Source organism: Kosakonia quasisacchari, assembly GCF_004331415.1.
Taxonomy (GTDB): Bacteria; Pseudomonadota; Gammaproteobacteria; order Enterobacterales; family Enterobacteriaceae; genus Kosakonia; species Kosakonia quasisacchari.
In genome coordinates this window covers 52,941-70,827 of the sequence record NZ_SJOP01000020.1, presented here as the reverse complement: position 1 = coordinate 70,827, position 17,887 = coordinate 52,941, and the positions used below count along the sequence as shown (strand labels likewise).

The window sequence follows — 17,887 nt, the reverse complement described above, 5'->3', positions numbered from 1 at the left end:
CTGTGTGTATTTATTATCTGTTTGGGTTGCGCCTGTATCTCGCATCGCCAGGCGTTCACGTTTAAATGTTTGCGGCACTTATATGCGCAAAGACCCGATTATTCGCTTGCACTCACAAACCGACACGCAGTGGCTCGCGGTAAGAGAACGGCTCCAATGTGCTTGCATCAGGCATAAATGAGATTTTCCCTACGGAGAACAGTCTATTTTCACCCGCTTTCAGGTACCAGCTTTTGGCGAGACTTTTTAGCTAAATTCTTTGCTACTTCAAAGATTTCCTGAATGTGGCCCGCAGCGCCTCTTGATCAGTGACTGAATTTAGCAATACTGTATATAAATACAGTTAACCGAGTTCATCATCATGCAGTTCATCCCATCGACCGAGAGTGATCACCTCATTCCCCTTCCGCTCTTTGCGGAGCGCGTTCCCTGTGGGTTCCCAAGCCCGGCGCAGGATTATGTCGAGGAGCGGCTTGATTTAAACAAACTGGTCGTAAAACACCCCAGCGCGACTTACTTTGTCAGGGTCAGCGGGGATTCGATGATCGGTGCAGGGATTAGCGATGGTGATTTGCTGGTGGTCGATCGCTCATTGACCGCCGGGCACGGTGACATCGTTGTTGCGGCGGTTGCCGGGGAATTCACAGTGAAGGAGTTACGGACCCGCCCTGTTCTCCAGCTCATTCCGCATAATGTTCAGTATGCGCCGATTGTTTTCCAGGCTGAGGAAGAGTTGCAGATCTTCGGCGTCGTGACATTTACGTTGAAATCAAACCGACATGTTCGCGCTTGTTGATGTGAATAACTTCTACGCCTCCTGTGAGACGCTGTTTCGCCCGGATCTTCAGGGGAAACCTGTCGTTGTTGTATCCAACAATGATGGATGCATTATTTCGCGATCGCGTGAAGCAAAGAATTTGGGCATAGACATGGCTGCGCCTTACTTCAAAATCAAAGATGAGCTTCATCGTCAGCGCGTAACGGTGTTTAGCTCAAATTATGCGCTGTATGCCGACCTCAGCAATCGGGTTATGTCGACGCTCTCTGAAATAACCCCTTCCGTCGAGCTTTATTCCATTGATGAGGCTTTTATCGATCTGTCTGGCGTATCAAACTGTATTTCACTTGAGGCATTCGGCCACCAGATCCGTAATCAGATTTTGAAAAATACCGGGCTGACAACGGGCGTTGGTATTGCACCAACGAAAACCCTCGCCAAGGTGGCCAATTACGCCGCCAAAAGATGGGCCAGCGCCGGTGGTGTTGTGGATATGTCCTCCAGAGAGAGGCAACGTAAGTTACTGTTTCACGTGCCGATACATGAGGTCTGGGGCGTAGGACGCCGCATTAGTAAAAAGCTGGCGTTAATGGGCATTGAAAACGCGCTGCAACTTGCCGACAGCTCAACCTGGGTTATTCGTAAACACTTCAATGTTGTGTTGGAACGTACCGTGCGGGAACTGCGCGGCGAATCATGCCTGGCATTTGATGAGTTTCCACCAACCAAGCAGCAAATTATTTGTAGCCGCTCTTTTGGCAAGCGAATTACTCAGTATTCAGATATGCATCAGGCAATATGCGCCTATGCTGAACGCGCGGCAGAGAAGTTACGCGCTGAACATCAATTCTGCCGATTCATCAGCGTCTTTATTCGTACCAGCCCACATGCGGATAATCGTATTTACTACGGAAACCAGGCATCCGTGACGTTGATGACGCCGACCAATGATACGCGCGACATTATACGTGCAGCGACAAGCTCGCTGGAGCAGATATGGCGGGAGGGACATCGCTATATGAAGGCTGGGGTGATGCTTTCAGATTTTTTCAGCAGCGGCGTTGCCCAGCTCAATCTATTTGATGAAAACCGCCCCCACGCGAACAGCGCGCTGCTGATGGAAACCATTGATCGTTTAAATACCTCAGGAAAAGGAAGCGTCTGGTTTGCAGGACAAGGAATTGAAAAAAACTGGGCGATGAAACGCGAAATGCTTTCCCCCGCCTATACAACACGCTATTCCGACCTGCCTGTCGTGAAATAAAGATCGTACAGAAGCCATAGTCGACCGCGATTTTCATCAACAAATGCGCCGATGGACTGGCGCATTTGTCATATCAGACATGCTTATGCATGGCTGTACTCTTTTACCAGTTGACGCAGATCCAGCTCAGAGGAGTAGTCCACGTCCGGCATTGAGAAACCATTCAGCGCGTAAAATTCGGTGAGATACCCGGCGAAGTCGCCAATGGTTTTAAAGTTTTCGGTGGTGACCCGTTTTCTTAGCAACTCCACTGCTTGCTGGACATCGGGGCGCAGCTCGAAATCATCAAGGCGGATCCGCCGCTCGTCATCCGTGATGACGTTGCCCATTGGCGGGTAAAGGTGGTTCAGCATCAGTCTGTGCATCTGCTCAATGCAGGTTTCATGCAACCGCTTCTGCTTCATTACCTTGTACAACAACGTAATATATAACGGAAACATAGGGATAAACGCGCTGGCTTTGGTCACCAGCGCTTTGCAGACCACCGCATAGGCATGACCATTAATGCGCTGGAGCTGTGCGTCAAGATGATCGGCTGTTGCGTGCAGATGGGCTTTCGCCGCGCCTAACGCGCCCTCTTTATAGAGCGGCCACGTTGATTTCGGGCCAGTATAAGAGTACGCCACCGTTTTGAACCCCTCAGCCAGCACACCAGCAGCCGATAACATATCAATCCAGCGTTGCCAGTCTTCCCCGCCCATGACTTTTACCGTATCGGCAAGTTGTCGTTCGGTCACCGGTTCCAGCGTCTGGTTCACCATCTTGCGGGTTTCCAGGTCAAAACCCGGGCCGGAAAAAGCTTGCCCGCGCACGCCAAGCGTTGAGGTATAGCGCGTGCCATCCGGGCAAATACGCACGCCAGAGGCAACCGAATAGACAAGCAGATCAATGCTGCCGCCAAACTCCTGCTTGATGTACGCAATCACGTCGTTGCGCGTCGTATCGGAAAAAGCATCCGCGATAAAATTTTTCGCGATAAGCCCTTTCTCATGTGCCCGGCGACGAAAAAAAATATTGTTATACCATCCGGCGCTGCCCATACCTTTTTCACCCGGACTTTTTTCAAATGAAACGCCAATCGTATCGGCATCGCCACCAAAGGCCACCGCGATGCGTGAGGCCAGCCCATATCCGGAAGAGGCACCAATCACCAACACCTTGCGCGGACCATAGATTTCCCCATGCGATTCAACATAGTTAATTTGTTTATCAATGCCCAGGCGTAAACCTTCAGGATGGCAGTTCTTAGCCACATTGCCTTGAATAATAAGCTCCATCAGTTCACCTCCTCAGCCAGCGCTTTTTCCAGCGGCGGCAAAACGACGGCTTCACCGACAATAACCTGATCCCCATGCTGATTGGTGCACGTGGTTTTGAGCCGCACCCGGTTTTTTTCACAATTAATCGCGATAACTTCCGCCGTCGCCGTAATCGTATCGCCAATAAATGTTGGCTTAATAAATTTGAGGTCTTGTCCGAGATAAATAGAACCGTTGCCGGGTAATTTATTAGCAATGACCGCAGAGATAAGTCCACTTACCAAAATACCATGAACCACGCGTTGCCCGAATATACTTTCCCGCCCGGCACTCTCATCCAGATGAACGGGGTTGGTATCGCCTGATGCCAATGCAAAATCTGCGACGTCATTATCCGTCAATGTTTTTTTAAACTCTGCACACTGACCAATATGCAAATTGTGGATTGAATTAACCATAAAGCACACGTCCTTTTCAGATATATTTTGAAAGCGTTTAACGGAAGCATTTAGAGAAACAACTAATTGCATCCATATACACCTGCTTTTCCCAATCCCGTCAACCCCCATCGAGTTCTCATTAGCTATAATGAGTAACTTTATATTTATTTTTTCAGATACAGCGCATTTATAAATAAATTCTTAAATTAGTTTTTTTTACTTAAGACAAAATCGCAATGCGGAGCCGGCCTCATGGCGGTTAGTAGAGAAAAAATTGTGTTATCAATAAGATGCTTCCCACACCGTCAAGAAAGATCTACATGCAATCCTTATTAAAAGTTAAGAAAAAGATCATTACCAATTGAGCAATGATGAATGAAAAAACAAACAGACAAAGTCAGAAAATAAGGTTAATTACGAAAAAATAAGAAGCGTTGTAATTCTAAAGCCATCTTTAACAACTTTTAAGTATTGACGCATATCAATACTGCAGAAAGTTCTCTGGGCATTAATAGTTGAATCATTTAAATCAAAAGGTAATACAAATGAAGGACACGGATATTGTCGTTCTTGATTGTGCAAGAACTGCCATCGGCGTGCTTAATGGATCGCTTGCAGAAATTAGCGCGCCTCAATTAGGCGCCACGGTGATTAAAGCGCTTCTGGAAAAAATGGGAATTGCAGCAAAAGAGATCGATGAAGTTATTATCGGCCAGGTTCTTACCGCAGGAAGTGGACAAAATCCGGCGCGCCAAACATTAATTCAGGCAGGGATTCCAACCGATGTTCCGGCGCTGACAATTAATAAAGTGTGTGGTTCGGGGTTAAAGGCGCTGCAACTGGCATGGCAGGCGCTGAAATGTGGTGATGCCGAATTAATTATTGCCGGAGGGCAAGAAAGTATGAGCCAGGCACCGCATGTTTTACCCCATTCACGCAGCGGCATGAAAATGGGTAACTGGCCAATGCTGGACAGCATGGTGAAGGATGGCCTCTGGGATGCTTTTCATGATTATCACATGGGCATCACTGCCGAGAATGTGGCCGAAAAATATGCGATCACACGTGAAGAACAGGATGCTTTCGCCCTTGCGTCACAACACAAAGCGGCGATCACGTTAGAAACGCACCGTTTCGCCAGCGAAATTGTTCCGGTTGACATCACCCGACCTCGTAAAGAGCCCGTCCTGTTTGATACCGATGAATTTCCCCGTCCGCAAACATCGCGTGAAGGCTTAGCCAAACTCCGGCCAGCCTTTAAAGCCGACGGCACCGTCACCGCCGGCAATGCCTCAGGCGTTAACGATGGTGCGGCAATGGTGCTCCTGGCTACGGCGAAAAAAGCGCGTGAGTTGGGGATCGCTCCGCTGGCCAGGATCGTGGCGTTCAGTACTTCAGGCGTCTTGCCAGAAATAATGGGAACCGGCCCCATCACAGCGTCTCGTCATGCGCTCGCCAGGTCGAACTGGCAGGTTGATGAGCTGGATCTTATCGAAGCTAATGAAGCCTTTGCCGCTCAGGCCATCGCCGTCAACCGGGAAATGGGTTGGGATCTCTCCAGAGTGAATGTCAATGGCGGCGCGATTGCGCTCGGCCACCCTATCGGTGCATCAGGCACGCGAATTTTCGTCTCTTTGCTCCATGAAATGCAGCGCAGAAAAAGCAAAAAAGGTCTGGCAACGCTGTGCATCGGCGGTGGCATGGGTATCGCCGTCACCGTCGAAATGGAATAACGCCGCTATTAAAAATGTTATTTAACGTGAGGAAATGATGATGGGTAAAGTTGCGCTTGTGACCGGTGGGATCCGCGGTATTGGTGGAAAAATAAGTCTTCACTTTCTGCTGGAGAATTACCAGGTTATCGCGATTGATACGGATGCGGATCGCCTGAAAGAGTGGGTTGAAATCCAGCAAGCAGCAGGGTTTGCCAAAGCCGATGCTATTCGATGCGACGTCAGCGATTACGCACAGTGTCAGGACGCAGTAGGCACGCTGCTGAAGCAATATGGCCATATTGACGTTCTGGTGAATAACGCGGGTATTACTCGCGATGCCACCTTAAAAAAAATGGATAAATCACAATGGGATGCGGTTATTCAAGTCAACCTGAACAGCATGTTCAATATGACCAAACCCGTTCTGGATAACATGCTGGCAAACCAGCGCGGGCGCATCATTAATATATCGTCGATAAATGGCCAGAAAGGACAGTTTGGCCAGGCTAATTATTCGGCCGCCAAAGCGGGTGTGCATGGTTTCACAAAAGCGCTGGCGCAGGAGGTAGCACGTAAAAATATTACTGTTAATACCATCTCCCCCGGCTACATCAACACCGAAATGATGCAGGCCATCCCCATCGATGTGCTGAAAACTATTGTGGCGCAAATCCCCGTTGGTCGCCTCGGCGAAGCCGATGAAATCGCCGAACTGGTCATGTATCTGTCGAGTGATAAGGCCGGGTTTATTACCGGCTCCAATATCGCCATCAATGGTGGCCAGCATATGTATTAAGGATATGTTAATTACGGGCCTCACCGGCGATACGTCTGGTGAGGCCATATCAGGGACTCAGGATCTTTTATCATGCTAGAAAAATTAAGTTCGTTTGTTGAGCTCGCGCGCAGGAAAAAGCCGAAAATAGTTGCCGTTGCCGCAGCAGAAGATTCTCATGCACTTGAAGCCATTAAATGGATTAGAAATGATGGACTGGCAGAGGCTATTCTGATTGGTTGCCGGAATAAAATAACCTCGCTCGCCGAAAATCTGAAATTTGATATCAGCCATATCGAAATAATAGATATTCCAGATAAAACTGAAGCCTGCAAAGAGGCGGTGCGAGTCGTCAAATCCGGGCAAGCGCATATTTTAATGAAAGGACTGGTCGATAGCGCCATTTATCTGCGAGCGATTTTAAATAAAGAGACTGGCATTGCGGCATCACGGCTTGTCACGCAATTAGCCTTTATCGAAAGCCCGCATTATCACAAGCTGTTTGCGATAACTGATGCCGGTATTACCATTACACCTGACCAGCAAGATAAAGCCACGATGATTGCTCAGTCGGTTAATGTCCTGCATCAGGTTGGGATCGCAGTGCCCAAAGTCGCGCTGATTGCCGCAGTTGAGCATCTTACGCCAGCAATCGCCGCTACCGTGGATGCCGCGGCGCTGAGCGGCATCACTTACGATAACTGTATTGTTGAAGGTCCGCTGTCCATCGATTTGGCTTTTAATAAAGCATCCTGTCGACATAAAGGGTTGCATTCCCAGGTTGGCGGCGATATTGACCTGGCCATCCTTCCGGATATCAACAGCGCCAATGTCTTTTATAAAACGGTGATGCAGCTTGGCGGAGCATTGAGCGCAAGCACACTGACGGGAACAGCAAAACCAGTGGTATTTACCTCGCGATCAGACACCGCTAAAACAAAATATTTTGCTATTGCTTGTGCGATATCTCAATGCAAGGACTGACTATGTATATTTTGGTGATAAATCCAGGCTCAACGTCTACGAAAATTGCGGTATATAACAACCGCACGCAACTTATTTACCGCCCATTTAATCATAATGAAAAAGAGATGGCGGCTTTTTCCACGATTCTGGATCAAAAAGCCTTTCGCAAACAGATTATTCTCGACGTATTGCAGGAGCATGGTTTTCGCTTAAATGACATTGATATATTTATCGGCCGCGGTGGTCTGGTTCGTCATTTGCAAAGCGGCGTTTATCGTATAAATGATGATTATATTCACGATGCCAGTGTCGGTCTGAACGGTGAACATGCTTCTAATCTGGGAGCCATATTGGCCTGGGAACTCGCGCGGGTGGTAAATAAAGAAGAGATGGCTTATACCGTTGATCCTGTCGTCGTCGACGAATATGACCCGATAGCAAAAATATCCGGAATACCGGATATTTCACGCGTTGGCGCTTTTCACGCGCTGAATCAAAAGGCAGTCGCGCATCGTTATGCCACGGAAACAAACCGCCCCTATTCCACGCTTAAATTGATCGTTGCTCATTTAGGTGGCGGTATCAGCGTGGGTGCTCACCGCAATGGCCGTATTGTGGATGTGAATTCAGCCATGGGCGGCGATGGGCCATTCTCGCCAGAACGCGCAGGCCGCCTGCCCAGCTATGAATTATTAAAACTGTGCTTTTCAGGGCAGTACACATATGCGCAATTGAAGAAAAAGTTGATTGGCGAAGGCGGCGTCTATGGTTATCTCGGCACCAAGGATATCCGCGACGTTGAACAACAGATTATGGATGGGAATAAAAAGGCGCGGGACATTCTGGAAGCGATGGCCTATCAAATAGCCAAAGAGATCGCCTCGTGCGCCGCCGTACTGGAGGGATGGGTCGATGCCATCATCATTACCGGCGGCATTGCCTATAACAGAAGAATTGTCGAACTCATTCGTCAGCGCATCAGTTTTATTACACCTGAAATCGTCGTTTATCCTGGTGAGGATGAAATGTTCGCGCTGGCCGATGGGGTGCTGGCAGCGATGGAAGGTCAAAGAGAGTTAGTTGAATACTGAAGAGGTATAAATGATGGGTAAAAAGAATATTGCATTGTTTCCAAATCAAATCACCGTGACAAAACCTAATGGCAGTGTATGCCTGAACAGCAATTTCAACGATGGGCGGGATGATATTTCAATTGAGCTGAATAGTACGGAGACAGAACATCTTTCAAGCGCGCTGGGTACCCGGCAAAATGAAATCCTTATTGCGGCCGAATATGCGGATTAAAAAAATAACGGGAACCTGACCGGTTCCCGCCTTTTATTTACCATTCACAAGCTAATTTCCAGTCACCACTGCGTTCTTCAACGGCTGCGTTTTGCATGCCGTTCCCAGTTATCCTGCTTCGCCTGCTCAGACTTGCGAAGCGCGACATAGCAAGCACCACTTCCGCCATGGTGCGGCAACGCGGTACAAAACGCCTGAACCTCATCAAATTCAGGCAACCAGCGCGCCAGATAACTCCGAATGATATTCGCATGCGAACCGTCTTCACGCGCTTTACCATGAATGATAAGCACATTGCGTAGCCCATCCTGGCGCGCATGATAGATAAAACGGAACACCCTTTGTCGGCACTGCTCTACCGGCAGGCGCAGTAAGTTCAGGCTTGCCTGTTGGCCGTATTTCCCCTGGCGTAATTTATCAAGCACCCCTTGTTGCAGGCCTTCTCGTTTGAACTCCAGTGGTGAACCAAGCGGAACAATATCCAGAAACCCGGTGGTCAGAAAGTTGTCGAGTTGCAGCATGTCGACGCGTTGTAACGTGCGTGAATTGTGGCTCGGTTGCCAGTGCACATCGGCACTGCGCTTCAGGGGTTGGACATCTTCCATGGCGTCAAGGAAAAGCGATTTGTCGTCAGGGTTCATAGGGCAATCCTCCAGCTACTTCTGCCCCCGTACTATAGCTGGCAGGGCCTGAGCTCACAATGATGGGTGCCAAATTGGCTTTTGCACATGAAAAAGGAATAACGGTCGGTTCTCCTGGACGATATTCCAATAACATCACTCTTAGTAATGTTATGAAAATCTAAGCTTAAGAAAAATTAATATTCTGAGTTTCAGTTAAAATATCGTGAAATCAATCACCAATTCTTACTGGAAATATTATGCAGGAACGCTATAACTATATTTACCGCGCAAGGATGAAAATGCATAAAATAACGAACGGATGCGCTGCTGTGTGTACTGTAGAGCCTGACGGATGTCGGCAGGCTCTATTTTTTTATTCGCGAAACAAGTGCAATATATCATCTATTAAATAATGCATACTTCGCTGGCTATTATTTCACCAGCTTATTTCTTTGCTCAGAATATAGGCCCTTTTGGGGTATAGCGGCATCGCTGTACGTTTGATAAATTGACGCCGTTGCCCACTGAAAGGATGCCAGATGCTGACTTTGCTTGAAGATAATATTTCCACGCCGCTTGGCCCGCTGTGGATACTGTGTGACGAACAATTCCAACTTCGCGCGGTTGAATGGGAAGAACACAGCGATCGGATGGTTGAATTACTGAATATCCACTATCGCCGGGAGGGTTACCAGCGAGTGGCGGCGCATAATCCGGGCGGATTAAGCCAAAAATTGCAGGATTATTTTGACGGCGATCTGGCCGTGATTGAAACACTGCCGACGGCAACTGGCGGCACGCCTTTTCAGCGTGAAGTATGGCAAGCGCTACGCACCATTCCCTGTGGTCAGGTGATGCACTATGGTCAGTTGGCGGGAAAACTGGGACGCACAGGTGCAGCGCGCGCTGTTGGCGCAGCGAATGGTTCCAATCCGGTGAGTATTGTCGTGCCTTGCCATCGTGTTATCGGCAGTAACGGCACGATGACGGGATATGCGGGCGGCGTGCAGCGAAAAGAGTGGTTGCTACGCCATGAAGGGTATCTTCTATTGTGAGAAAAAACGCATATTTAGCGTTCTTTTCCCCCTCTTTTGTGGTAAAGGCCTTAGCGAAATGATGGAATTTCAAAGAGATGGTGCAATGTCATCTCTTTTCATTTCTGCCTCCCGTTTTATTAATCGTGAATTGACGTTTTACCAGGCTTACGCGCCCAGCAAAAAGATGTTAAAATTGACCAATATCAATTACGGCGTTGAGCAGACCTATGATCCCGGAAAAGCGAATTATACGACGCATTCAGTCTGGCGGTTGCGCAATCCATTGCCAGGATTGCAGCATTAGCCAGCTTTGCATCCCCTTTACTCTGAATGAACATGAGCTGGATCAGCTCGATAACATCATTGAGCGTAAAAAGCCCATCCAGAAAGGTCAGACCTTGTTCAAAGCCGGGGATGAATTGAAATCGCTCTACGCTATCCGTTCCGGTACGATCAAAAGCTACACCATTACCGAACAGGGCGACGAGCAGATCACCGGTTTCCATCTGGCGGGTGATTTGGTGGGCTTTGATGCCATTGGTACCGGCCATCATCCGAGCTTCGCGCAGGCGCTTGAAACATCGATGGTTTGTGAAATCCCGTTTGAAACGCTGGATGACCTCTCGGGTAAAATGCCCAATCTGCGTCAGCAGATGATGCGTCTGATGAGCGGCGAGATCAAAGGCGACCAGGATATGATCCTGCTGTTATCGAAGAAAAATGCAGAAGAGCGCCTGGCTGCGTTTATTTATAACCTCTCCCGCCGTTTTGCACAGCGCGGTTTCTCCCCGCGTGAATTCCGCCTGACGATGACGCGTGGCGATATCGGCAACTATCTGGGCCTGACCGTGGAAACCATCAGCCGTTTGCTGGGGCGTTTCCAGAAGAGCGGAATGCTGGCGGTGAAAGGGAAATATATCACCATTGAAAATAGCGACATGCTGGCGCAACTGGCCGGCCATGCACGCAACGTTGCCTGAGTTTTTCCCCGCTTGATATCACCTTTGCCAGGTAATTAAATTTATCTGATTTATTGATCTGGCGAAGGCTTTCCCCTGTTTCATTCAGCACTTATGGGTTATCTTTTACTGACAGACTGTGGTGACAGATGTAAGGAGACCCTGTATGGCTAAGTATCAGAATATGTTGGTCGCCATCGATCCCAATCAGGACGATCAGCCAGCGTTACGACGTGCTGTGTATTTGCATCAACGGATTGGCGGCCGCATTAAAGCGTTTTTGCCGATTTATGACTTCTCTTACGAAATGACCACCCTTCTGTCCCCTGACGAACGTACCGCAATGCGCCAGGGCGTCATCAGCCAGCGTACCGCGTGGATCCGTGAGCAGGCGAAATACTATATTGACGCGGGTGTGCCAATCGAAATCAAAGTGGTCTGGCACAATCGTCCCTTCGAAGCCATCATTCAGGAAATTCTGGCGGGTGGACACGATTTACTGCTGAAGATGACCCACCAGCATGACAAACTGGAATCCGTTATTTTTACTCCAACCGACTGGCATCTGCTCCGTAAATGCCCGTGCCCGGTGTGGATGGTGAAAGACCAACCATGGCCTGAAGCCGGACGTGCCGTTGTCGCAGTCAATCTCGCCAGCGAGGAGATTTACCACAACTCGCTGAATGAAAAACTGGTCAAAGAGACGCTGCATCTGGCCGAACAGGTTAACCATACCGAAGTTCATCTGGTTGGCGCTTACCCGGTGACGCCTATCAACATCGCGATTGAACTGCCGGAGTTTGATCCCAGCGTATACAACGACGCGATTCGCGGTCAGCACTTGCTGGCGATGAAAGCGTTACGGCAGAAATTTGGCATCGATGAAAAACTCACACATGTGGAGAAAGGGTTACCCGAAGAGGTGATCCCGGATCTGGCTGAGCACCTGCAAGCAGGGATTGTTGTGCTTGGCACCATCGGGCGAACCGGGATCTCCGCCGCCTTCCTTGGTAACACTGCCGAGCAAGTTATTGATCATCTGCGTTGCGACCTGCTGGTCATTAAACCCGATGAGTACCAGACGCCCGTCGAGCTGGACGACGAAGAAGACGACTAAACAAGCAACCCGCCGCGAGGCGGGTTTTTTTATACAGCCGTTTGTTCCCTTTGTGGTTCTGCGGGCGACGTTTCGACAGCCACTCCCCCTTTCACCACTACGCACGGCAGTGCCAGTTCAATCCCCTCTGCAGCCAGATGCTCCATGATGCGGATATTGATTTCTTGTTGAATATCCATGTAGGTGTTGTAGTCCGCCGAATTGACGATATGCACCACTTCAAAATTCAGCCGATCGGTACCAAACCCCAGGAAATGGGCGCGGTCAAAGCGCGTGTTGCCAACATCAGTGATGATGGCGCGTACCATTTCACCCACTTTACGCAGCTTCTCCGGCGGCGTAGTGAGCGCCAGACCAAAGGTGAAGACGATGCGCCGGGTCTGCATACGTTTGTAGTTATGTAGCGTTTGTTGAAGCAAGATGGCGTTACCGCAAACAATCTGCTCCCCGCTCAGGCTACGAATACGCGTCGTCTTCAGGCCAATATGCTCAATAGTGCCAGCAACGTCGCCGAAAACGACGAAGTCACCGATCTCAAAAGGTTTATCAAAGCCGATAGAAAGCGAGGCGAAAACATCGCTGAGAATGGTTTGCACCGCCAGCGCAATGGCGATACCGCCCACGCCAAGGCTGGCGACCAGCGCGGTAATGTTGACCCCGACATTCGCCAGAATCGATAACAACATCATCGTCCAGAGCATCATGCGCAGCAGCAGACCGGCAATCACCATGGTGACCGGGTTTTTACTGGTATTGGGCGAGAACATCAAGTGACGCATCCACGACACCACGCCCTGATCAAGCCAGAGGGCGATTTGAACCGCCAGCACTAAAAACCAGGCGTGCCCGAGTGTGGTAAACAGGTGATTGGGGAGATCGACAAACCGCAGGCTGAAGAGTAACGCCGCCACAAAGAGCAGGAATTTGCTGGTGCGCCTGAGCATATCCACCACAACATGCTGCAGCCTGCCGACGCCCTCCTGCTTTTCACTCCAGTTACGCGCGCCTTTCAGCACCATATTCAGTAAGTAGGTGAACAGCCAGTAGACAACCAGCGTAACGATAACCACCGTGGCAAGACCAATCCAGAATGATGGCAACATCAATATGGATATGAAGTCAAAACGTGACAAAAACGTCATCCTTCCTCCTCATAAAAAACATGAAGATAAAAGTATAGACACACTGCTTTCGCCAATGCAGACCAAAAAAAACCGCTCCGAAGAGCGGTTTTTCAATCGATACGCATTACAGCGCTTTGAGGATAGCGTCAACGCTGGCTTTGGCATCGCCAAACAACATCTGCGTGTTCTCTTTAAAGAACAAGGGGTTTTGCACGCCCGCGTAACCGGTGTTCATGGAACGTTTGAACACAATCACGTTCTGCGCTTTCCACACTTCCAGCACCGGCATACCTGCGATCGGGCTCTTCGGATCATCCTGCGCCGCCGGGTTAACCGTGTCGTTCGCACCAATAACCAGCACGGTGTCGGTGTCGGCGAAATCATCGTTGATTTCGTCCATTTCCAGCACGATGTCGTAAGGCACTTTCGCTTCTGCCAGCAGTACGTTCATATGGCCCGGTAAACGTCCGGCAACCGGGTGAATACCGAAACGCACCTTCACGCCGCGCGCGCGCAGTTTTTCGGTGATTTCCGCCACCGGATATTGCGCCTGCGCCACCGCCATGCCGTAGCCTGGGGTGATGATGACCGAATGCGAGTTTTTCAGCAGCTCGGCGGTCTCTTCGGCATTGATTTCACGGTGCTCGCCCGCTTCTTCATCGCTACCGGTTGAGGAACCATCAGTACCAAAACCACCGGCAATCACGCTGATAAAGGAGCGGTTCATCGCCTTACACATAATGTAAGAGAGGATCGCACCGGAAGAGCCGACCAGCGCACCGGTAACGATCAGCAGGTCGTTGCTGAGCATAAAGCCCGCCGCCGCCGCCGCCCAACCGGAATAGGAGTTCAGCATGGAAACCACTACCGGCATATCCGCACCACCGATAGAGGCCACCAGATGCCAGCCAAACACCAGCGCAATCATCGTCATGATCAACAGCGCCAACACTTGCAGACCAACACTTTCAGCGCGTACAAACACCAGCAGCAACACGAAGGAAACCACTAATGCAGCCAGATTCAATTTGTGGCGATGCGGCAGCATCAGCGGCTTCGAGGAGATCTTCCCGCGCAGTTTACCGAAAGCGACGATAGAACCCGTGAAGGTCACCGCACCAATGAAGATGCCGAGGAACACTTCCGTCAGGTGAATATTCACCAGCACCGGATCCAGTCCCACTTCGTGGTCAAGATAGCTGTTAAAACCGACCAATACCGCAGCCAGGCCGACAAAGCTGTGCAGTACCGCCACCAGCTCTGGCATTTCGGTCATTTCAACTTTCTTCGCCAGGCGAATACCAATCGCGCCGCCGATAATCATCGCCACTAAAATCCAGGCGACATTCCCGGTGTCCGGGCCAAAGATGGTTGCAATTAGTGCAATCGCCATCCCGGCGATACCAAAGTTATTCCCCTGCTGAGACGTTTCGTGTTTAGAAAGCCCCGCCAGACTGAAAATAAACAGGATCGCGGCAACAATGTATGCAGCTGTAACTAATCCTCCAGACATCTGTTACCCCTTAGTTCTTCCGGAACATTTTCAGCATGCGCTGAGTGACGGTGAAACCACCAAAAATATTAATGCTGGCAATCAGTACCGCAATAAAACTCAAGAAGCTGACCCAGCCGCCGTGACCAATCTGCAAAAGCGCACCAACAACGATAATGCCGGAAATCGCGTTAGTCACCGACATCAGCGGCGTGTGCAGTGCATGCGAGACGTTCCACACCACGTAATAACCCACCACGCAAGCCAGTGCGAAGACGGTAAAGTGGCCGAGGAACTCTTTCGGTGCAACATCGGCGAGCCAGCCAAACAGGATGATCGCCAGAGCCATAAAGGCATATTTCCGCCACGGCGAAGCCGGTTTGGCCTCTTCTTTTGGTGCAGCGGCAGCTTTTGGCGCAGCCTGCGGTTGTGCAGAAACCTGAATCGGCGGTGCCGGCCAGGTGACTTCACCGTCGCGAACCACGGTCACCCCGCGAACCACAACGTCATCAAAATCGACAACCACATTGCCGTCTTTCTCAACGCACAGCAATTTCAGCAGGTTGACAAGGTTGGTGCCGTAAAGCTGGGAAGACTGCGTGGGCAAACGGCCAGGCAAATCGGTATAACCGATCACTTTCACGCCATTGGCGGTGGTGCTGACCTCGTTCGGTACCGTGTATTCGCAGTTACCGCCGTTTTGCGCGGCAAGGTCAACAATCACGCTGCCCGGCTTCATGGAATCCACCATTTCACGGGTGATCAGCTTCGGTGCGGGTTTCCCCGGAATAAGCGCCGTGGTGACAATGATGTCGACATCTTTCGCCTGGGCTGCGAAGAGGTCCATTTCTGCTTTGATAAAGGCTTCGGACATCACTTTCGCGTAACCGTCGCCGCTGCCCGCTTCTTCCTGGAAATCCAGCTCCAGGAACTCGGCGCCCATACTCTGCACCTGCTCTTTGACTTCAGGACGCGTATCGAACGCACGCACAATGGCCCCAAGACTGTTGGCCGCGCCAATCGCTGCCAGACCGGCAACACCCGCGCCAATCACCATCACCTTCGCCGGTGGCACTTTACCTGCCGCCGTGATCTGCCCGGTAAAGAAACGGCCGAATTCATGCGCCGCTTCAACAATCGCACGATAGCCCGCAATATTGGCCATTGAGCTCAACGCATCCAGCGACTGGGCGCGGGAGATGCGCGGCACGGAATCCATTGCCATCACAGTAATGTTGCGCGCGGCCAGCTTCTCCATTAATGCCGGATTTTGCGCAGGCCAGATAAAACTCACCAGTGTCGTGCCCGGACTAAGCAGCGCGATCTCTTCGTCATCCGGCGCGTTAACTTTGAGGATAACGTCTGAATGCCAGACGTTGCTCCCATCGACAATCGTCGCCCCAGCCTGGACGAACGCATCGTCGTCAAAACTTGCCAGCTTGCCCGCGCCGCTTTCAATCGCGACGGTAAAACCCAGTTTAAGCAGTTGCTCGACCGTTTTCGGCGTCGCTGCAACGCGGGTTTCATTGGCCAACCGTTCTTTAGGTACACCAATACGCATAGTTTTCCCTTCCATCGGTTTTAGATGATGGTTTGTCAGTGGTTCCGGCGCGGTTATTTACTCAACGCTGCGGAAAATAAAACAGTAACAAACTTTCTATAACCTACTGAAAATAACGCCTGTGATCCACAGCCGGAAAAGAGAAATTATGCATTTATCCGTGAAAATTAACTGTTAGAGGCCGCAGGCAAGGTTATTTGCCTTAAATTCCCGCATACAGGCCGATATTCCGCTCAAGCGAAGCGGCAAAACACGATTAATCTCCAGTGAAGATTCGCTTTTTAACAATGTATTAACTTAAAAAAGTCATAACCTTTATCGGTTTTGCTGGTCAAGCGTCTGTTTTTTCAACATATCACTAAAGGTTATCGTTATTTCCCCCTCAGCCGCACAGTCAGTGAAAAATGACGCAGACAGTCGCGCTGTTTAAATGCAATAATCACCGACGTTTTCCCAACAACAACACCAGTTTATGGTTTGCGCAAGGCGAAGGATTATTTTTATGAAGCTTAAGTACACCCTCCTGGCGTCAGCACTTCTCTCGGCAACGGCATTTACCGCCAACGCAGCGACAGAGTTAACACCGGAGCAAGCGGCAGCGGTAAAACCTTACGATCGCATCGTGATCACCGGCCGTTTTAATGCCATTGGCGACGTCGTTAACGCAGCATCCAAACGCGCGGATAAAGAAGGTGCCGCATCATTTTACGTTGTTGATAGCTCCGACGCGGGCAACAGCGGCAACCAGCGCGCGACGATTGATTTATACAAGGCTGACGCAGCAAAAGCGGAGCGCCCTGCTTTCCGTGTTATTAACGGCGTGACGGAGCTACCGAAAGATCAAGCGATTGCGCTTCAGCCGTACGATACGGTGACCGTTCAGGGTTTCTTCCGCACCCAGCCGGAAGTGAACGACGCCATTACTAAAGCCGCTAAAGAGAAAGGCGCAGCCTCTTTCTTTATTGTTCGTCAGGTTGATGCAAACCAGGGCGGCAACCAGATAATCACAGCCTTTATTTATAAAGCCGACGCGAAAAAACGCGTTATCCAGAGCGCGGATGCTATCCCGCGTGACTCGGATGCGGGCCGCGCCGCGCTGGCAAAAGGCGGTGAAGAAGCGAAAAAAGTTGAAATCCCAGGCGTCGCCAGCGATGCGACCGCAGGCGTCGGTGTAGGTCGTTTCTTCGAAACCCAATCCTCTTCCGGCGGTCGTTACAGTGTCACTCTGCCTGACGGCACGAAGGTTGAAGAGGTGAATAAAATCACCGCGGCCCAGATGGTGCCTTTCGACAGCATTAAGTTCACCGGCAACTATGGCAACATGACCGAGATCTCTTACCAGGTCGCCAAACGTGCCGCGCAGAAAGGTGCTAAGTACTATCACATCACCCGCCAGTGGTCAGAAAGCGGCAACAACATGACCATCAGCGCCGATCTGTATAAATAGTCTGCATTATGCATCAGGCGGCTAC

Annotated in this window: 17 protein-coding genes; 11 read left to right on the top strand and 6 right to left on the bottom strand. The window is 50.3% G+C overall.

Features of this window, described 5'->3' with window-relative positions:
• The first annotated feature begins 361 nt into the window (after positions 1 to 361).
• Together umuD and umuC are read left to right on the top strand one after the other, a co-directional pair.
• Positions 362 to 796 carry a translesion error-prone DNA polymerase V autoproteolytic subunit gene (gene umuD / locus E0L21_RS19365; RefSeq protein ID WP_131412341.1) on the top strand — a complete coding sequence of 145 codons (435 nt, stop codon included), beginning with the start codon at positions 362 to 364 and terminating at the stop codon, positions 794 to 796.
• Positions 780 to 2,042: a translesion error-prone DNA polymerase V subunit UmuC gene (gene umuC, locus E0L21_RS19360; RefSeq protein WP_131412339.1), complete on the top strand. Its 1,263-nt coding sequence runs from the start codon at positions 780 to 782 to the stop codon at positions 2,040 to 2,042. Before umuD ends, umuC begins: the two co-directional genes overlap by 17 nt.
• 83 nt (positions 2,043 to 2,125) lie before the next feature.
• On the opposite strand, the gene fabV is transcribed toward umuC, so the two are convergent.
• Positions 2,126 to 3,319 carry an enoyl-ACP reductase FabV gene (fabV, locus tag E0L21_RS19355; protein WP_131412337.1) on the bottom strand — a complete coding sequence of 398 codons (1,194 nt, stop codon included), beginning with the start codon at positions 3,317 to 3,319 and terminating at the stop codon, positions 2,126 to 2,128.
• Positions 3,319 to 3,831 (bottom strand): MaoC family dehydratase, encoded by a 513-nt coding sequence (locus E0L21_RS19350; protein WP_235855259.1) that lies wholly within the window; start codon positions 3,829 to 3,831, stop codon positions 3,319 to 3,321. Before E0L21_RS19350 ends, fabV begins: the two co-directional genes overlap by 1 nt.
• Before the next feature lie 455 nt (positions 3,832 to 4,286).
• Here E0L21_RS19350 and E0L21_RS19345 point away from each other — a divergent pair, with 455 nt between their 5' ends.
• The 5 genes from E0L21_RS19345 to E0L21_RS19325 all read left to right on the top strand — a co-directional run bounded on the left by E0L21_RS19345 (position 4,287) and on the right by E0L21_RS19325 (position 8,502).
• On the top strand, positions 4,287 to 5,474 hold the full coding sequence (locus E0L21_RS19345) for an acetyl-CoA C-acetyltransferase (protein ID WP_131412335.1): 1,188 nt from the start codon (positions 4,287 to 4,289) through the stop codon (positions 5,472 to 5,474).
• Between the two features lie 40 nt (positions 5,475 to 5,514).
• Entirely contained in the window at positions 5,515 to 6,252 is a 738-nt protein-coding gene (gene phbB, locus E0L21_RS19340) for an acetoacetyl-CoA reductase (protein ID WP_131412333.1), read from the top strand.
• A 72-nt stretch (positions 6,253 to 6,324) separates the two neighbouring features.
• Positions 6,325 to 7,215, top strand: coding sequence for a phosphate acyltransferase (locus E0L21_RS19335; RefSeq protein ID WP_131412331.1), 891 nt, complete (start codon positions 6,325 to 6,327; stop codon positions 7,213 to 7,215).
• Between the two features lie 2 nt (positions 7,216 to 7,217).
• A complete protein-coding gene (gene buk / locus E0L21_RS19330) occupies positions 7,218 to 8,288 on the top strand; it encodes a butyrate kinase (protein WP_131412329.1) in 1,071 nt (356 codons plus the stop codon).
• A gap of 10 nt (positions 8,289 to 8,298) precedes the next feature.
• A complete protein-coding gene (locus tag E0L21_RS19325; RefSeq protein WP_235855258.1) occupies positions 8,299 to 8,502 on the top strand; it encodes a hypothetical protein in 204 nt (67 codons plus the stop codon).
• Positions 8,503 to 8,579: 77 nt separating this feature from the next.
• On the opposite strand, the gene smrA is transcribed toward E0L21_RS19325, so the two are convergent.
• Positions 8,580 to 9,143, bottom strand: coding sequence for a DNA endonuclease SmrA (gene smrA / locus E0L21_RS19320; RefSeq protein ID WP_131412327.1), 564 nt, complete (start codon positions 9,141 to 9,143; stop codon positions 8,580 to 8,582).
• Between the two features lie 521 nt (positions 9,144 to 9,664).
• On the opposite strand from smrA, the gene ogt reads away from it, so the two are divergent.
• From ogt to uspE, 3 genes are all read left to right on the top strand, one after another.
• Complete coding sequence (gene ogt / locus E0L21_RS19315) at positions 9,665 to 10,180, top strand: methylated-DNA--[protein]-cysteine S-methyltransferase (RefSeq protein WP_131412325.1); 516 nt, start codon at positions 9,665 to 9,667, stop codon at positions 10,178 to 10,180.
• 209 nt (positions 10,181 to 10,389) lie between these two features.
• A complete protein-coding gene (fnr, locus tag E0L21_RS19310; protein WP_016496244.1) occupies positions 10,390 to 11,142 on the top strand; it encodes a fumarate/nitrate reduction transcriptional regulator Fnr in 753 nt (250 codons plus the stop codon).
• Between the two features lie 145 nt (positions 11,143 to 11,287).
• The gene (gene uspE / locus E0L21_RS19305) at positions 11,288 to 12,238 is read left to right on the top strand and encodes a universal stress protein UspE (protein ID WP_131412323.1); all 951 of its coding nucleotides are present in this window, start codon (positions 11,288 to 11,290) and stop codon (positions 12,236 to 12,238) included.
• A gap of 29 nt (positions 12,239 to 12,267) precedes the next feature.
• On the opposite strand, the gene E0L21_RS19300 is transcribed toward uspE, so the two are convergent.
• The 3 genes from E0L21_RS19300 to pntA all read right to left on the bottom strand — a co-directional run bounded on the left by E0L21_RS19300 (position 12,268) and on the right by pntA (position 16,415).
• Positions 12,268 to 13,380, bottom strand: coding sequence for a mechanosensitive ion channel family protein (locus tag E0L21_RS19300; RefSeq protein ID WP_131412321.1), 1,113 nt, complete (start codon positions 13,378 to 13,380; stop codon positions 12,268 to 12,270).
• 106 nt (positions 13,381 to 13,486) lie between these two features.
• Complete coding sequence (gene pntB / locus E0L21_RS19295; protein ID WP_131412319.1) at positions 13,487 to 14,875, bottom strand: Re/Si-specific NAD(P)(+) transhydrogenase subunit beta; 1,389 nt, start codon at positions 14,873 to 14,875, stop codon at positions 13,487 to 13,489.
• Positions 14,876 to 14,885: 10 nt separating this feature from the next.
• Entirely contained in the window at positions 14,886 to 16,415 is a 1,530-nt protein-coding gene (gene pntA, locus E0L21_RS19290) for a Re/Si-specific NAD(P)(+) transhydrogenase subunit alpha (protein ID WP_131412317.1), read from the bottom strand.
• 502 nt (positions 16,416 to 16,917) lie between these two features.
• Here pntA and ydgH point away from each other — a divergent pair.
• Entirely contained in the window at positions 16,918 to 17,862 is a 945-nt protein-coding gene (ydgH, locus tag E0L21_RS19280) for a DUF1471 family protein YdgH (protein WP_131412315.1), read from the top strand.
• Positions 17,863 to 17,887: the final 25 nt, after the last annotated feature.